The organism is Plantactinospora sp. CNZ321, assembly GCF_004217235.1.
In genome coordinates this window covers 1,613,415-1,627,960 of sequence record NZ_SHKQ01000001.1, presented here as the reverse complement: position 1 = coordinate 1,627,960, position 14,546 = coordinate 1,613,415, and the positions used below count along the sequence as shown (strand labels likewise).

The following is a 14,546-nucleotide window of genomic DNA, read 5'->3' as shown; positions in this document are numbered from 1 at the left end:
GGGCATGTTCGAGAGCCCTCCCCCGAACGCGACCGGCGGTTCGTACCGGATGACGGCCGGCGGATCCGCCGGTCGGGCCCCGGTGCCAGGCGGCCCAGGTCAAGCGGCCGATCCGAGCCGGATCTCCGGCCGGGCGCAGGTTTCCGGCGTACCAGGTCAGGGCCGTTACTACGGTTCACCGACCGGTCCCGGCGGCGGTGGTCCCGGCGGGCCCGGTGGTCCGGCCCTGCCCGGCTCCCCCGGCCGGCGCGGCCCACGGCCCCGCTGGGGTCGGATCGCCCTGGTCGTCGGCGTCGCGGTGCTGATACTGGGCCTGCTCACCAGCGGTGGCCTCTGGCTCTACCTACGAGGGCTCGACAACGACCTGGCCCGGACCGACCCGTTCGCCGAGCTGGCCGGCGGCCGGCCGCAGTCGGTCAGCGGTGCGTTGAACATCCTGCTGGTCGGCAGCGACTCCCGGGATCCGGATGCCCCGATCGACCAGGCCAGCAAGTGGCGGGCCGACACCATCATCGTGATGCACATCCCGGCCAGCCACGACAAGGCGTACCTGGTCTCGATACCCCGTGACCTCTACGTGCCGATCCCGGAGAACGCCAAGGCGGAGTGCGGCAGCGGTGACCGGCGGAAGATCAACGCGGCGTTCGCGTTCGGCGGCCTGCCCCTGGCGGTACGCACCGTGGAGTGCTTCACCGACGTCCGGATCGACCATGTGATGGCGATCGACTTCGCCGGCTTCAAGGAGGTCACCGACGCGCTGGGCGGGGTCGACCTGAAGGTGGAGCGCGACATCACCTCGATCCACAAGCCGTACCGGAAGTTCAAGAAGGGCGTCAACCACATGAACGGGGCCGAGGCGCTGGACTGGATCCGGCAGCGCAAGCAGTTCCCGGACGGCGACTTCGCCCGGATGCGCCACCAGCAGGAGTTCCTACGGGCGTTGATGGATAAGGCGGTCAGTACCGGCACATTGACCAACCCACCCAAACTGAACGCCTTCCTCAAGTCGGTCACCAGCGCGGTCACCGTCGACAAGGGCTTCTCCCTGGTCGACATGGCGATCCAGTTCCGCAACCTGCGCGGCGAGAACCTCCGGTTCATCACCAGCCCGCACAACGGCAGCGAGACCATCAACGGCGAGTCGGTGGTGGTGTCGAACCGGGAGAAGGCGCTGGCCATGTACCGCGCGATGGCGGCGGACACAATGGACGAATGGGTCGCGGCGAACGTCGCCCCGACGCCCACACCGGCCGACGGCGGTTGAACCGATCCGCGCGCTCACCCGTAGATGAACAGGAGCAGGTAACGTAGTTGACTCGGGACGGCTGGCCGGTGTCCGCACCATGTCACAGCGTCCCGCCCCTCACCCCTGAACCTGGAGCAGGCATGCCGGTGCAATCCCGCCGACGTCCCCCACGGCCCGCCTCGGCGGTCGCGCCCTCCCGCGCGACCGCGTCGGTCGGGGCCGGTGCGCCGCTCGACGACTGGCCGGATCTGCCGACCGGCACCGCCGGCAGGGCCAGCAGCGGCACGGCCAGCAGTGGCAGGGCCAGCAGTGGCAGGGCCAGAAGCGGCACGGGCAAGGGTAAGGGTGGCAAGAGCGCCCGCCGGCGCAGGACACCGCTCTGGGCCCGCCTCACACTGGTCTTCGGCGCCGTGCTGATGCTCTCCAGCGGGGTCGCCATCGTCGGCATGCAGGTCGCGATCGACCAGGCCACCAGCAGCATCCAGCAGGACAACCTGCTCGGTGCCGCGAGCAAGTCCGACGCCGAGGGCGGCGAGGACCTCGAGGGCCCGATCGACCTGCTGCTGCTCGGCATCGACGCGCGGGCCCGGCTGGACGCCGACAACGTCCGGGCCGACACCATCATCGTGCTGCACATCCCGGCCACCCACGACCAGGCGTACCTGCTCTCCATCCCGCGCGACACCGAGGTGCAGGTGCCGGCGTTCAAGAAGAGCAGGTACGGCGGCGGCACCGCCAAGGCGACCGAGGCGTTCTACCACGGTGCGCAGAACGGCGCCGGACTCGCCGGCGGCGCCCAGCTGATGGCACTCACCGTGAACAAGCTGACCGGGATCAGCTTCGACGGCGCGGCGATCATCAACTTCAGCGGCTTCAAGAAGATCATCGACGCCCTCGGCACCATCCCGATGTGCGTTCGGCAGGAGGTCAAGTCGCACCACATGAAGCTGGTCGACGGCAAGCCGATGTGGAACCACGAGGCCGACAAGGCCAGCGGCGTGAAGAAGCCGGTGGTGCACAAGAAGGGCTGCCGGCAGATGGAGGGCTGGGAGGCGCTGGACTACTCGCGCCAGCGCTACGGCCTCACCCACGGCGACTACGACCGCCAGCAGAACCAGCAGCAACTGATCAAGGCGATGGCCAAGAAGGCCATGAGCAACGGCGTGATGACCGACATCGGCAAGCTCAACCGGTTGATGAAGGCGGCCGGCGAGGCGCTGATCCTGGACACCGGCGGTGTCCCGGTCGCCAACTTCATCTTCACGCTGCGCGGGGTGGCCGCCAACGACCTGGTGCTGCTGCGTACCAACGGGGGAAACTTCGCCGGCAACGGCAACGGTCGGGAGACCCTCAAGCCGATCAGCCGGGAGATGTTCACGGCGGTCAAGAACGACAGGCTGGACGAGTTCATCATCAACAATCCGAGCGTGCTGGCACCGAGCAAGTAGGCCGCGCGGGCAGGTAGCGCCAGCGAAAATCCCAAAAGCCACTAGACGCTCAAACCGGGCCCCTAGCCTGAGCTGAGGAAGCTTCACTCAGCCGGGTCCGGGGAGGGGTCACGTTCACACCCAAGCGGGCGGCTCCGGGTCAACCCGGGCAGCCAGGACGCGTCTACGGCTCCGGTCGTACCGGCGAGCCGGAGGGGTCGGCACGGCACCGGCGCAGCGCGCCGGTCTGGGCGAAGGTCGCGCTCGGGCTCGGCCTGGTCCTGCTGCTGATCTCCGGTGTCGGTGGTGCCGGCCTGCACCTCCTGACCAACCGCTACGACAACAGCGTGGTCAAGCAACTGCTCCTCGACCCGGCGGCCCGGGGCGAACGGGGCGACGTCGCCGGCCCGCTCAACTTCCTGCTGGTCGGCTCCGACGAGCGCCCCACCGCCAGCCCCGGCACCGGCCAGCGGTCGGACACCATCATGATCGCCCACCTGCCGGCCGGACTGGACCGGGCCTACCTGATCTCGGTACCTCGGGACCTGCTCGTCGAGATCCCGCCCGCGCCGGCCAGCGGCTGGCCGGGCGGCTCCGACAAAATCAACTCGGCGTTCCACTACGGCGGCGGTGGCCAGGGCGGCACCCGGCTGCTCTCCGCGACCCTGAGCCGGCTCACCGGAATCCGCTTCGACGGCGCCGCCCTGGTGAACTTCGCCGGCTTCCAGAGCGCCATCGACCTGCTGGGCGGGGTTCGGATGTGCGTCGACACCCCGGTCCGGTCGATACACACCCGGCACGTCTTCGAGGCCGGCTGCCACCAGATGAGCGGAGCGCGGGCACTCGACTACGCCCGCCAGCGGTACGACCTGCCGAACGGCGACTTCGACCGGCAGCGCCACCAGCAGCAACTGCTACGGGCGATGATGGACAAAGTCACCACCACGGACATGCTCCGCAACCCGCTCCGGCTGGACCAGGTGATCCGGGCCGTCGGCTCCTCGTTCACCGTCGACACCAACGGGATACCGCTGGAAGACCTGATCTTCGGCCTGCGCCGGATCCGTTCCAACGCGCTGCGCGGCATCCAGCTCCCGTCCCACGCCGAGACGATCGACGAGGTCTCGTACGTCCTGCTCGACGAGCCGGCGAACACCCTGTTCGACTCGATGCACGGCGAGGACCTGGACAACTGGGCACGGCAGCACCCGAAGTGGGTCAACCGGCTGTAGATTCCGGCGATGGCCCGGACAGGCTCTACCCTTGGTAACCGTGTTCGCAGCCAACGTTCCCTCCGTGACCGCCGCCGAGGTACCCGCCGACGCCTACCTGCTCGACGTACGGGAGCCGGACGAGTGGACGGCCGGCCACGCGCCCGGCGCCCACCATCTGCCGATGATGGAGGTGCCCGCGCGGTTGTCCGAGATCCCGACCGACGGCGACGTGGTGGTCGTCTGCCGCTCCGGCGGCCGCTCCGGCCAGGTGGTCGGCTATCTGATGAGCAACGGCTGGGACAACGTCCGCAACCTCGACGGCGGGATGCGGGAGTGGGCCGCCTCCGGCCGCCCGCTGGCCAGCGAGGACGGGCAACCGGCCCGGATCATCTGACCGCAAAGGCCACCAGCACCGTGAGCGCGAGGAGTGAGCCGGGCCTGCGAGCCCCGCAGCGCGAACAACCAACCAGCACCCCGAGCGCGAGGAGTGAGCCGGGCCTGCCAGCCCCGCAGCGGCCGGGAGGCGATGGGGTGCCGGAGCAGCGGACGCGTCCGCTGGTCTTCGCACACCGGGGCTCCTCGGCGATGATGCCGGAGCACACCCTGGCGGCGTACCTTCAGGCGTTGACCGAGGGCGCGGACGGGCTGGAGTGCGACGTACGGCTGAGCCGGGACGGGCACCTGGTCTGCGTACACGACCGGCGACTGGAACGGACCAGCAACGGTCGGGGGCCGGTCGGGGCGTACACGCTGGCCGAGCTGGAACGGCTCGACTACGGTTCGTGGCACAGCGGCGCCGCGCCCGACGGCGACCTGCCGCCGGCTCCGGAGCGGACCCGCCTGCTCACCCTCGACGCCCTGCTCCGGGCGGTCCGGGCCGCCGACCGCGAGGTCGAGCTGCTGATCGAGACGAAACACCCGACCCGGTACGGTTCCGGGGTCGAGCGCCGCCTGACCGCGCTGCTGGAACGGCACGGGCTGGCCGATCCCCGGCCGGACGATCCGGTCCGGGCGACCGTGATGTCCTTCTCCCCGCTGGCCGTCCGCCAGATCCGCCGGCTGGCGCCCCGACTGTCGACGGTACTGCTGCTGGATCTCGCGCCTCCCGGGCTGCGCCGGGGGCGGCTGCCGTTCGGCGCCCAGATCGCCGGCCCGAGCGTCAAGCTGCTCCGTACCCGTCCGCAGCTCGTCCCGGCCCTGCACCGGGCGGGCAACCGGGTCTACGTCTGGACCGTCAACGACGCCCCCGAACTGGACCTGGCCCTGGCCTGCGGCGTGGACGGGATCATCACCGACCGGCCCGCCATGGTCCTCGACCGGTTGGGCCGCTGAGCCGGACCGGACCGCTGCGCCGGACCGGGCTGGCCGGATGACGGTACTGCCGAAAGACCCGCCGAACGGGCAGACTCGGGGAATGCCGGAACGCCCCGATTACCCCTGCCTCATCGCCGGCCATGCCGAGGTGATGGAGATGCTGAACGCGGGCGAGGTGGGGCTTCCCGTGCTCAACCGGCTGTTGCAGGTCGCCGCGCGGGCGCTCCGCGCGCCCGGCGTCGCCTTCGTCGAGTTCGGCCCGAACGGCGGGCGGGTGGTCTCCGGCAACGGTGAGCTGGGTTGGGCGGTAGGCCGACCGGTCCCGACCATCGAGCAGCCGGCCGACGATCTGGTCTGCGGTCCGGGGGTACGCGCGGTGAGCGTGGATGTCCTTCCGGCGGACCTGGCCGAGGAGCTGGACGAGCGCGGCCTGCGCCACCTGCTCGCCGCCCGGGTCGAGATCGGCGGATTGACGATCGGCAACCTGTACGCGCTCTACCCGGAGGCCGAGCGCCCCGACGACCCCGAACACCGTTCCGTGCTCGGCTACCTGGCCGCCACGGTCGCGCACATGTACGGCGACCAGGCCGGCCTGCCGGTGCACGGCGACGGCGCGGTGGTGGCGGCCCTCGCCGACGGCCTGGCGATCGTCACCCGGGACGCCACCGTACAGCTCTGGAACCCGGCCGCCGAGAAGGTCACCGGGCTGTGCGCCGCCGAACTGCTCGGCCGGCCGCTGCCGTTTCCGGTGCCGCCGCCGGGGCAGGTACTCGACCATCGACTGCCAGACGGCCGCTGGCTGAAGATCACTTCTGGGGACCTGCCGGGCACCGCCGCCTCCCGGGTGGTCACCTTCCGGGACAGCAGCGACCAGCACATCCGGGACCACGACCGGGACCTCTTCGTGGCGGTGACCAGCCACGAGCTTCGTACCCCGGTCACGGTCATCAAGGGCTACGCCGACACGCTCGGCACGCACTGGGAGTCGCTCTCCGACTCTGACCGGCGGCAGGCGGCCGGGGTGATCGGCCAACGCGCCGGTGAGCTGGCCCGACTGGTGGATCGACTGCTCGCCACCACCAACGAGGCGAACCCGGTCGGCAGCTCCCCGCCGGTCCCGTTCGACCTGCTCGACACGCTCCGGACCGCCGCCGCCGACCTTCCCGCCGAGCTGCGTCACCGGCTGGTGATCCAGCTTCCGGAGAACCTGCCGAAGGCACTCGGCGACCGGGCCATCCTGGCGACGGTACTCACCGAACTCGTCACCAACGCCGGCAAGTACTCGCCGGACAGCGCGCCGGTGCTGCTGACCGCGGAGGCCGACCGGCGGACGGTGGCGTTCAGGGTGAGCGACCGGGGAATCGGGGTACGTCCGGAGCATGTCGAACGCGCATTCGAACGTTTTTGGCAGGGGGAGTCCGGCGACCGCCGCCGCTATCCCGGCGCCGGCCTGGGCCTCTACCTCGTGCGCCGGATCGTCGAGCGGCAGAATGGCTGGGTTTCCCTCCGCCCGCGCGACGGTGGCGGTACGGTCGCAGAGGTGCGGCTGCCCCGCGGCTGAACCAAGGTCGCCCGGTGGCGCCGTGCCCCGGTGGTCCGTCGAGGAGGCACCTACAGTGTCGAGCGTCTCGACCGAACGGTCGTGGTGCCTTTTGGTGCCGCAGCACGCCCAGGGCGCCCGTACCGCCCGGCACCGGCTCGGTGCGGAACTCGACGGCGCGGTGCCGGCGGACCTGCTCGGCGACGCCGAGATGGTGGCGGCCGAACTGCTCGGCAACGCCGTACGGCACGCCGCGCCGCTGCCCGGCGGGATGATCCGGCTGACCTGGCTGCTGCGTACCAGCCCGACCGCGAACACCCTGGAGATCCGGGTGACCGACGGCGGCTCCACCGGCCCGCCCCGGGTCCGCCAGGTCGGGCCGGAGGCAACGGACGGCCGAGGACTCCTCCTGGTCGCCACGCTCGCCGCCGACTGGGGAGTCGAGCGGGACGGGCTGGGGCAGAGCGTCTGGGCCCGGCTTGTACAACCGGTCCGGCATTCGGTCGCCGTCGGCTGAACGGCCGTCGCCGACGCCAGGGTGCCGCCGGGTGTCCGCGCCCGGCCGGTTGCGCCTAGCCGGGTGCCCGCGCCCGGCCGGTTGCGCCTAGGCTGTCTCGCCGTGGGCAAGCGTCGAAAGAGTTCCCGGTCCGCCGCAGCGGACGGCAGCAACTCCACCAGCGGGGAAAACCAGAACGGAAAGCGACAGAAGGTACGGGACGTCTTCGTGCCCCGTCCCTTCGAGGAGCTGACCGACGAGGTGGAGTGGATCGCGCTGCGTGAGCTGGTGCCGGCGGCCTCCGCTCCGCTGACCCTCGCGCCGCACCTGGTGGAGGAGTTCGGGGACCGGCCGGTCACCCTGGCCACCGTGCTGCCGATGGCCACGCCCGCGATCACCAAGCCGGACGGCCGGATCATGATCGGTCTCCAGCGGCACGTGCAGTCCGGCGACGTCTCCCGGGACCTTGCCGAGGCGCTGCTCTGCGCGCTGCGTACCGAGCCGGGTGGCACGGTCTCGGTGCCGGCGCTGCCCGGCGAGGGTCCCCGGCTGCCGGACGTGCTGGTCGACGGGCCGCTCGACATCACCATGCACGACGGGTTCGATTTCTGGCTCGACCCGGGGGCGGGCGACGACCCCAACGTCAAGGCGTCGCTGGAGCGGGCCAACGCCTCGATCTACCCGACGGTCCGGCTGGCCGCCGCGCCGGCCGCGTACTGGTGCCAGGTCACCGGCAAGAGCCATGTCCGCTGGGTGCTGCCCGACGACGAGGACGCGGCGCTGGACGCGCTCTCCCGGCTCTCCGCCGCCGGTGAGCTGCCGCTCGGCCCGCAGACCCGGTTCGCCGGCATGTTCCGGGCGCACGGCCGGCTGGTACCGGTCTGGGACATTCCCCGGGACGCCGCGCCGGAGTCCTGGGAAGGTCCGCTGGCGGACGTCGCGAAGCGGTACGCCGCCGCCCTGGCCGACCCGGGCCCGCTGGACGCCGCCGGCCGCCGCGCCAAGCAGGGCCTGCTCGGCCGCCAACTCACGCTGCGCTGACAGCGGCAAATCAAGATCCTCGGAGAGCTATCGTCGTTCCAGTAAGCGTTAGCTTCCTGCTGAACCGGCCACCATGACGAGAGACCTCGAAAAGGTAACGAACTGGGACACCGCGACGAACCCCGCCCGCTCGTAGATCCTGATCGCCCCGGTCGGGTTGGTCGCATCGACGTTCAACCGGGCCGTTGTCTTACCCGCCTTCGCGGCGGCGGCCAGTACCTCAGCGAGTAGGAGAGAGGCCATGCCTCGGCCGCGCCAAGCGGGCCGGGTGCCGACAACGCCGACATACACGTTCTCGGGCAGGGTCTCGTCGTCGAAGGACAGGACGTAGGCAACGATCTCGTCGCCGTACACGATCCGGGACAGGTCTGGCCGGAAGCCGATCGACGCTATGGTTTGGGCTGTCCACTCCTGCATGCCGCTGGGCTCGAACCCGAAGTGCCCGGCGAAGGCTTCCAGATGCGCCGCGTAGAGTGCCGCCGGGTCGACATCCGCAGCGCTCTGAACCCGCAGCCCGTCTGGCAGGGCGCCGTCAGCCGCCGCTGCAGGGGTCTGCGCCTCCATGCCGAACCAGTACCGAACCGGAGCGAAGCCCGCGTGCTCAAGCAGACGCTGCGCGGCGGCGTCTTGACGGTGCGCGCCTGCGCGAACGGTCCAGTCGGCTGCCGGAGCGATCTGATGATGAAGATCATCGAGGCGCCCGAGTTGCCAGGCCAGGAGGTCCCGACCGATGCCTCGACCACGCCATGCCGGATGAACGGCGCCCTTCAGGCTGGCCTGCTGACCTCCATCCGCTGGCACTGAGACCAGTCCGTACGCGACAGCCGTGCCATCCGGTGTGACCGCCAGCCGAGTATCCAGATCCACATCCCGTATCGCCCGCATCCAGCCGCCCACATCGTGAGGACCAAACAACGGCGGTCCACCAAAGTGAACCTCGACCTCGACCTCGTTCAGGAGCGCTGCGACTGCCGGAGCATCCAAATCGACATACGGCCGAACGATTACCGCCACGACCAGACTCTACGGTCCGTCCCCACCCGCGTCGGGCTCGCCCTGCAGGTCCGGGCCCCAACACCAGGCCGCGCCGCTGGGTGCCGGTGCCGCGCCGACCGCGTCACCCTGGCGCCGCTCGGCATCGACGTGGACGAGATCCTGTCCCGGCTGAGTCCGGCCGTACTCGACCGGGGGAACCGCAGCCGAGCCGCTGCTGCCGTTCGGAGCGGCCAAGGCACGACGGCAGTGCACTCGACGGAGCCCACCGCCTGAAGTCGCACGCTCGGGATAGCCAGGATAAACGTATTACGTCGTGTTACGCTCGGCGCGTGCCGGAGCGGGAGTACGTCTGGACTGATGGGGGCTTGTCCGACGCTCGACGCAACGGCGTGGACGTAAACGAGGCGACCCAGGCGCTGTACGCCCCGCCGGGACTGCGCCACGAGCGTCCCATCGGCGATCTGCTGCTCATCGTCATCGGCATGGCGGGCAGTGGTCGGGTCGTCGCCGTGCTCTGCGACCGCATCGGGGGCACCCAGACCTACAAGATCATGGGAGTTCGTGCCTTGCATGGCGCGGACCTCGACGAGTGGAGGAGGCGGGTCCTGTGACCGAGCCGGACTTCGACCGGATGACCAAGGACGAGGTCATCGCGTGGTTCCGCAGCAGCGACAGCCTGGCCCCGGTGATCCGATCCATGGAGGCGGCACCGGCGTCCGGCCCAGCGCCCGACGTGCCGATGACGTTGGTCAGCATCCGGCTGCCCGTCACACTCGTCGAACGACTCGATCATTTCGCCGAGGAAACCGCAGCCCGTCGGTCGGACGTGATCCGTAGTGCTCTGACCGGATATGTTGACGCCCGCACCGCACCCGTCAGCCGGGACGAGGCCGAACACGCCCTCGACGTGCTCCGTCGCATCGTCATGGCGCGCACGACCGAAGGACGCGCCGACGCGGCGTGAGCTGCGCCCCGACTGTGGATCAGTGGTGATCCAGGAGACTCGGCCAGCCCAACTCCGTCCAGCCTGGCCAGGAGCATCGCCTGGAACCGCACGCACGCCTGGTAGTCCCCGACCGGCGGGGCAGGAGACGAAGACGACCCCCGGGGCTGTGCCGACGGGGGTCGTCTGTCGTGAAGGGACGGTCAGCCGACCGGGCCGATCCGCTTCGCCAGGTCGACGAAGGCCTGCCAGCCCGCCGGCCCGAAGGCCAGCGTGCCACCGTCGCGGTCCTTGGTGTCCCGGACCAGCACCCGGCCGGGCAGGTTGTCGGCCACCTCGACGCAGGCACCCTGGTTGGAGCTGCTGCGGGTGCTCTTGCGCCACCGGGGCGCCACGTCACTCGTCATCGTCAACCGCTCTCTTGAGGAGGTCCCTTGACGGCTGCACCGGTAGGGCAAGCCCGCTGACAATCTCCCACGATACTTCCAACTGGTCGAGATCTCCGCCGTCGGTGATCACCCGACCCTGGAGCTGGTCATCCACGTAGCCGGCCCGCCGGTTCGCGGGAAGCGTCGCCAGCACGAACGCACCGGCCAGGCCGGCATGCAGGCCGGCGGTGCGCGGTACCACCAGAACCTGCACCTTCGGTCGCTGGCTGAGGTCGAGTAGGTGTTGCAGTTGCGCGCGGCGCAGTTCGGGCGGCCCGAAGGTCAGCGCGAACTCACTGATGATCGCCGACAGCGTCGGCGGCTTGGGGCGGTCGACGGTGGCGGCCAGCCGGTCCCGCCGGACGTCGATGGCTCGGTCGACCACCTCCTCCGACAACCATCCACCGTGCAGCACGGCACGGGCGTACTCCTCGATCTGGAGCAGGCCCGGCAGGAGCAGCGGCTCCCACCAGCGGAGCAGGGTGGCTCGTTCCTCGTGTTCGGTCCAGGGGCGCAGCCACGACGGCCGGGCATCCTGCCGGGCCAGGACTGCGGCCTGCTGGATCTCGTCCTCGCAGTCGAAGAACCGGTCCAACCGGGCGGCGGTCTCGGGTTGGGGAATGAGCCGGCCCTGTTCGATCGCGGCGATCAGTGACGCGCTCACCTTGACCGCCCGGCCGAGTTGCGCCTGTGTCATGCGGCGCCCGACTCGATGTCTTCTGAGGACTTCCCGGAGTTCGTTCACGTACTACTCCCGCATGCGGAGGGGAATGTTATAGATATCTATATTGCTGACTGCACATCTTCCACTACTACGTGTCAAGAGTCCAGGGTGGAGGGCAAGCGCTTTTGCCCGGCCCCCGTGACCTTCCATCCGGGCGAAGCGCCCACGGGGGCGGTGCCGGTGTCCGGGCCGGTGCCGCCCCTGTCCGCATCTCGCCGACGGGAGCAATCAGATGAGACACGCCCGCAGGGTCGAGCCCCGACACCGCCGCGCATGGTGGCGCCTCTGGCGGTACTGCCGATGCGGCCAGCGATGGCGCTGCCCGGAGCCGGCCGGGGTGCTGCCGGCACCCTACCGGCCACCGGCCCCACCTGTCCGGGCCCTGACCCTGGATGCGCCGCCCGCACCGACCCGGCCCCGGGCGACCAACCGTCGACCCGGCTGGGACACGCCCACCCATCGACCCGGCTGGGACGCGCCCACCCGCGCACACCTGGGCAACGGCCGCCCCGGAGCCCTCACCCCCGGGCAGGGGCACCGCGCCCGGCACGGTGTACGGGCGTGACCGGTGATCGGGCCACCGGCACGCTGGGAGCGGTTCGCCGCCCGACGCCGCAGACGCGAGCGGCAGGTCGACGGGCACTTCCCGACCGAGACCTACGACTGCCCCGAGTGTGAGCACCCCTGGCCGTGTCCGCAGGCACGCCTGTCCCTGCTGGTCGGCTTCGCGGGCGACCGGGTCGGGCTGCTGATGTACCTCGGCGCCCACCTCGCCCGCGCACTTGAGGTACTGCCCGACCGGCACCCCGCGCTGATCGTCTCCCAGATCCTCCACTGGGTACCGCGCCGCCGCTGACCCGCCTCATCACCCGAGGCGACTCGCCCCGGTCCGCCGCCCTCCCCTCGGCGACCGGGGCGAGTCCGCGTCCTCAACTGGGCGGCGCTCCCGGGCGCAGCGGCTCCCGGACCAGCGGGCAGGACATGCAGCGCGGGCCGCCCCGGCCCGAGCCGAGTTCGGAACTGGCGATCCGGATCACCTCGATGCCGGCCCGTTCCAGTTGGGCGTTGGTCTCCACGTTCCGCTCGTACGCGACGCAGAGCCGGGGGGCGAGCGCCAGGGTGTTGTTGCCGTCGTCCCACTGCTCGCGTTCCGCTGTCACCGGGTCCAGGCCGGTGTCGATCACCCGGAGCCTGTCCAGGTCCATCGCGTCGGCCGCCGCCCGCAGGAACGGCGCCGGCCCGTCGAGCTGGATGTCGCCGTCGGCGCCGGCCACCACCGTGTACGCCGAGAGCGTGTCCGCGATGTTCGGATACATGAGTACCGCGTCGACGTCGACCATCGTGCAGATGGTGTCCAGGTGCATGGTGGCGCGCTCCTGGGCGATCGGCACCACCAGGATGGTGTGCGCCAGGCGCGCCTCGAAGACCCGGCGGGCCAGCCGCTCCGCCCCGGCCGGGGTGGTGCGCTCGCCGACCCCGACCGCCAGCACCCCGGGGGCGAGCAGCAGGACGTCACCGCCCTCCAGGTGCTCCAGGCCGGGGTCGTACACGAATCGGGTACCGGCGAACCGGGGGTGGTGCCGGTAGATCGCGTCGGTCAGGCTGGTCTCCCGGCGCCGGGCCGGCATGGCCAGGCTGGTCACCGCGACGTGGTCGCCGATCCACGTGGACGAGTCCCGGGCGAAGAGCAGGTTCGGCAGCGGGTCGATCACGAAGTCCAGCCGGTCCATCAGCCGGTAGACCAGGCCGCCGCCCCGGTCGCCACCGAGTCGCAGCTCCTGGTGGGCGAGACCGGCGATCAGGACCCCGGCCAGCCCGGCCGGATCGAGGTACGAGAGATGCTCCGCCACCCGTCGGCGCAGCGTGTCACCCAGTCGGGCGTCGGCGAGCACCCGCTCGGTCAGCTCGGACCGCGCGTCCGGCAGGGCCAGTGTCTCGGCGAGTAGGGTTCCGATGTAGAGCACCTCGACGCCGCGCTCGCGCAGCGCGGCGGCGAAGGCGTCGTGCTCCTCCTGGGCCCGGCCGACCCAGGGGATCGCGTCGAAGAGCAGCGAGTCGTTGTTCCGGGGCGTGAGTCGGGCGAGTTCAGGTCCCGGACGGTGCAGAAGTACAGTGCCGAGACGCCCGCACTCGCTGTCCACGAAGTGGGTCATCCTCGCAGCGTAGGGCAGCGATTGGCACCATCTGGGAAAAAGGGCTTCGGATGAATGGGGCATTCATCCACACTCACTCCGGCGCTTCGACTTGCCGCTCCCTAGGTCTGGCCACGTACCGTAGTGAGGAGATAACTTCGAGGGACCTTTTGCCGGAGGTCACGATGACTGTCTTTTCTGCACGCTCAGCGGTTCCCGCCGCGCGGGCCCTCCCTCCCGCACCCGTCAACCAACTTCCCCCGCTGGAGGCCGTCCGGCCGACGCCGCTGGACTGGGCCCGTCGGCGCCGCGCGGAGCGGGACGCCCGCCGGATCGAGGCGGCCGGGGCCCGAGCACTGAGCCGGCTCGACCACCTCGGTCCATCGTGGCACGTGGTCGACTGGCCGCGGACCGAGTTGACCGAGACGAGCATGCTCGACCTGGACTACCGGTCCCGGGACGAGCGTGCGGGCTTCCTGGCGATCGGCCCCAGCGGGCTCTTCGCGGTCACCGTGGCCGACCACGGCCGGTCCCGAGTCCTGATCGCCGGGGACGTCGTGCAGATCAACGGCAAGCGGCCGGCGTACGTGTCGGAGGCGCGGCGGGACGCGAAGCGGGCCGCCAAGGCGCTCTCCAACGCGGTCGGCCTGACCATTCCGGTCACCCCGGTGCTGACCTTCGTCGGCTCCGGCGTGATCAGCGTGTACGGACTGCCCAACGAGTGCCTGGTGGCGACCCATCGGGAACTCGACCGGCTGCTCGTCGCGGGCGGCAACCGGATCAGCGCCGCCACCGCGGAGAAGTTGTCCCGGGTCGCCCAGTCCCCCTCCACCTGGTTGAACGCCCCGTACCGTTCGGCGGCCGACTACCGGTGGTACGAGGACGGCCGAACGGCGGCTGACAAGCACGCCGGTCGCCGGTAGCGTCACCGCCGACGCCACCCGCCGGGCGGCGCCCCGTCGCCGCCCCAGCGACGCGGGGCGTGTGCCGTACCGGGCGGGGGCTGCGGGATGGCCCAACCGGCCGGCGCATCGCGGGGGTCGCG

General features: G+C 70.9%; 17 protein-coding genes. 13 read left to right on the top strand and 4 right to left on the bottom strand.

Annotated features, from left to right (window positions below; all coding sequences use genetic code 11):
- The first annotated feature begins 4 nt into the window (after positions 1–4).
- The 8 genes from EV371_RS07185 (at position 5) to EV371_RS07150 (ending at position 8,278) form a co-directional block, all read left to right on the top strand.
- Positions 5–1,264 carry an LCP family glycopolymer transferase gene (locus EV371_RS07185; protein ID WP_130461353.1) on the top strand — a complete coding sequence of 420 codons (1,260 nt, stop codon included), beginning with the start codon at positions 5–7 and terminating at the stop codon, positions 1,262–1,264.
- A 122-nt stretch (positions 1,265–1,386) separates the two neighbouring features.
- Positions 1,387–2,694 carry an LCP family glycopolymer transferase gene (locus EV371_RS07180; protein WP_130461352.1) on the top strand — a complete coding sequence of 436 codons (1,308 nt, stop codon included), beginning with the start codon at positions 1,387–1,389 and terminating at the stop codon, positions 2,692–2,694.
- Between the two features lie 326 nt (positions 2,695–3,020).
- A complete protein-coding gene (locus EV371_RS07175; RefSeq protein WP_130461351.1) occupies positions 3,021–3,905 on the top strand; it encodes an LCP family protein in 885 nt (294 codons plus the stop codon).
- A gap of 40 nt (positions 3,906–3,945) precedes the next feature.
- On the top strand, positions 3,946–4,281 hold the full coding sequence (locus EV371_RS07170) for a rhodanese-like domain-containing protein (protein WP_130461350.1): 336 nt from the start codon (positions 3,946–3,948) through the stop codon (positions 4,279–4,281).
- A 137-nt stretch (positions 4,282–4,418) separates the two neighbouring features.
- The gene (locus EV371_RS07165; protein WP_486484527.1) at positions 4,419–5,219 is read left to right on the top strand and encodes a glycerophosphodiester phosphodiesterase; all 801 of its coding nucleotides are present in this window, start codon (positions 4,419–4,421) and stop codon (positions 5,217–5,219) included.
- A gap of 82 nt (positions 5,220–5,301) precedes the next feature.
- Positions 5,302–6,762 (top strand): PAS domain-containing sensor histidine kinase, encoded by a 1,461-nt coding sequence (locus EV371_RS07160; RefSeq protein WP_130461349.1) that lies wholly within the window; start codon positions 5,302–5,304, stop codon positions 6,760–6,762.
- Positions 6,763–6,856: 94 nt separating this feature from the next.
- Positions 6,857–7,258: an ATP-binding protein gene (locus tag EV371_RS07155; RefSeq protein ID WP_486484526.1), complete on the top strand. Its 402-nt coding sequence runs from the start codon at positions 6,857–6,859 to the stop codon at positions 7,256–7,258.
- Positions 7,259–7,360: 102 nt separating this feature from the next.
- On the top strand, positions 7,361–8,278 hold the full coding sequence (locus tag EV371_RS07150) for a DUF5926 family protein (protein ID WP_486484525.1): 918 nt from the start codon (positions 7,361–7,363) through the stop codon (positions 8,276–8,278).
- A gap of 48 nt (positions 8,279–8,326) precedes the next feature.
- On the opposite strand, the gene EV371_RS07145 is transcribed toward EV371_RS07150, so the two are convergent.
- Positions 8,327–9,292, bottom strand: a complete 966-nt coding sequence (locus EV371_RS07145; RefSeq protein ID WP_130461346.1) for a GNAT family N-acetyltransferase — start codon at positions 9,290–9,292, stop codon at positions 8,327–8,329.
- 311 nt (positions 9,293–9,603) lie between these two features.
- On the opposite strand from EV371_RS07145, the gene EV371_RS07140 reads away from it, so the two are divergent.
- Both EV371_RS07140 and EV371_RS07135 read left to right on the top strand, forming a co-directional pair.
- The gene (locus EV371_RS07140; RefSeq protein ID WP_130461345.1) at positions 9,604–9,885 is read left to right on the top strand and encodes a hypothetical protein; all 282 of its coding nucleotides are present in this window, start codon (positions 9,604–9,606) and stop codon (positions 9,883–9,885) included.
- Positions 9,882–10,238 (top strand): ribbon-helix-helix protein, CopG family, encoded by a 357-nt coding sequence (locus EV371_RS07135; protein WP_130461344.1) that lies wholly within the window; start codon positions 9,882–9,884, stop codon positions 10,236–10,238. Before EV371_RS07140 ends, EV371_RS07135 begins: the two co-directional genes overlap by 4 nt.
- 182 nt (positions 10,239–10,420) lie before the next feature.
- Here the strand turns inward: EV371_RS07135 and EV371_RS07130 are convergent, their stop codons facing one another.
- Positions 10,421–10,624, bottom strand: coding sequence for a DUF397 domain-containing protein (locus EV371_RS07130; protein WP_130461343.1), 204 nt, complete (start codon positions 10,622–10,624; stop codon positions 10,421–10,423).
- Complete coding sequence (locus EV371_RS07125) at positions 10,614–11,390, bottom strand: helix-turn-helix domain-containing protein (RefSeq protein ID WP_486484524.1); 777 nt, start codon at positions 11,388–11,390, stop codon at positions 10,614–10,616. The genes EV371_RS07130 and EV371_RS07125 overlap by 11 nt, the downstream gene beginning before the upstream one ends.
- A 211-nt stretch (positions 11,391–11,601) precedes the next feature.
- Here EV371_RS07125 and EV371_RS07120 point away from each other — a divergent pair, with 211 nt between their 5' ends.
- Positions 11,602–11,934: a hypothetical protein gene (locus EV371_RS07120; protein ID WP_130461341.1), complete on the top strand. Its 333-nt coding sequence runs from the start codon at positions 11,602–11,604 to the stop codon at positions 11,932–11,934.
- Positions 11,935–11,937: 3 nt separating this feature from the next.
- On the top strand, positions 11,938–12,225 hold the full coding sequence (locus tag EV371_RS07115) for a flavin reductase (protein WP_130461340.1): 288 nt from the start codon (positions 11,938–11,940) through the stop codon (positions 12,223–12,225).
- A gap of 73 nt (positions 12,226–12,298) precedes the next feature.
- On the opposite strand, the gene EV371_RS07110 is transcribed toward EV371_RS07115, so the two are convergent.
- A complete protein-coding gene (locus EV371_RS07110) occupies positions 12,299–13,522 on the bottom strand; it encodes an arginine deiminase (protein ID WP_130461339.1) in 1,224 nt (407 codons plus the stop codon).
- Positions 13,523–13,686: 164 nt separating this feature from the next.
- Here EV371_RS07110 and EV371_RS07105 point away from each other — a divergent pair, with 164 nt between their 5' ends.
- The gene (locus EV371_RS07105) at positions 13,687–14,424 is read left to right on the top strand and encodes a hypothetical protein (RefSeq protein ID WP_130461338.1); all 738 of its coding nucleotides are present in this window, start codon (positions 13,687–13,689) and stop codon (positions 14,422–14,424) included.
- Positions 14,425–14,546 lie beyond the last annotated feature (122 nt).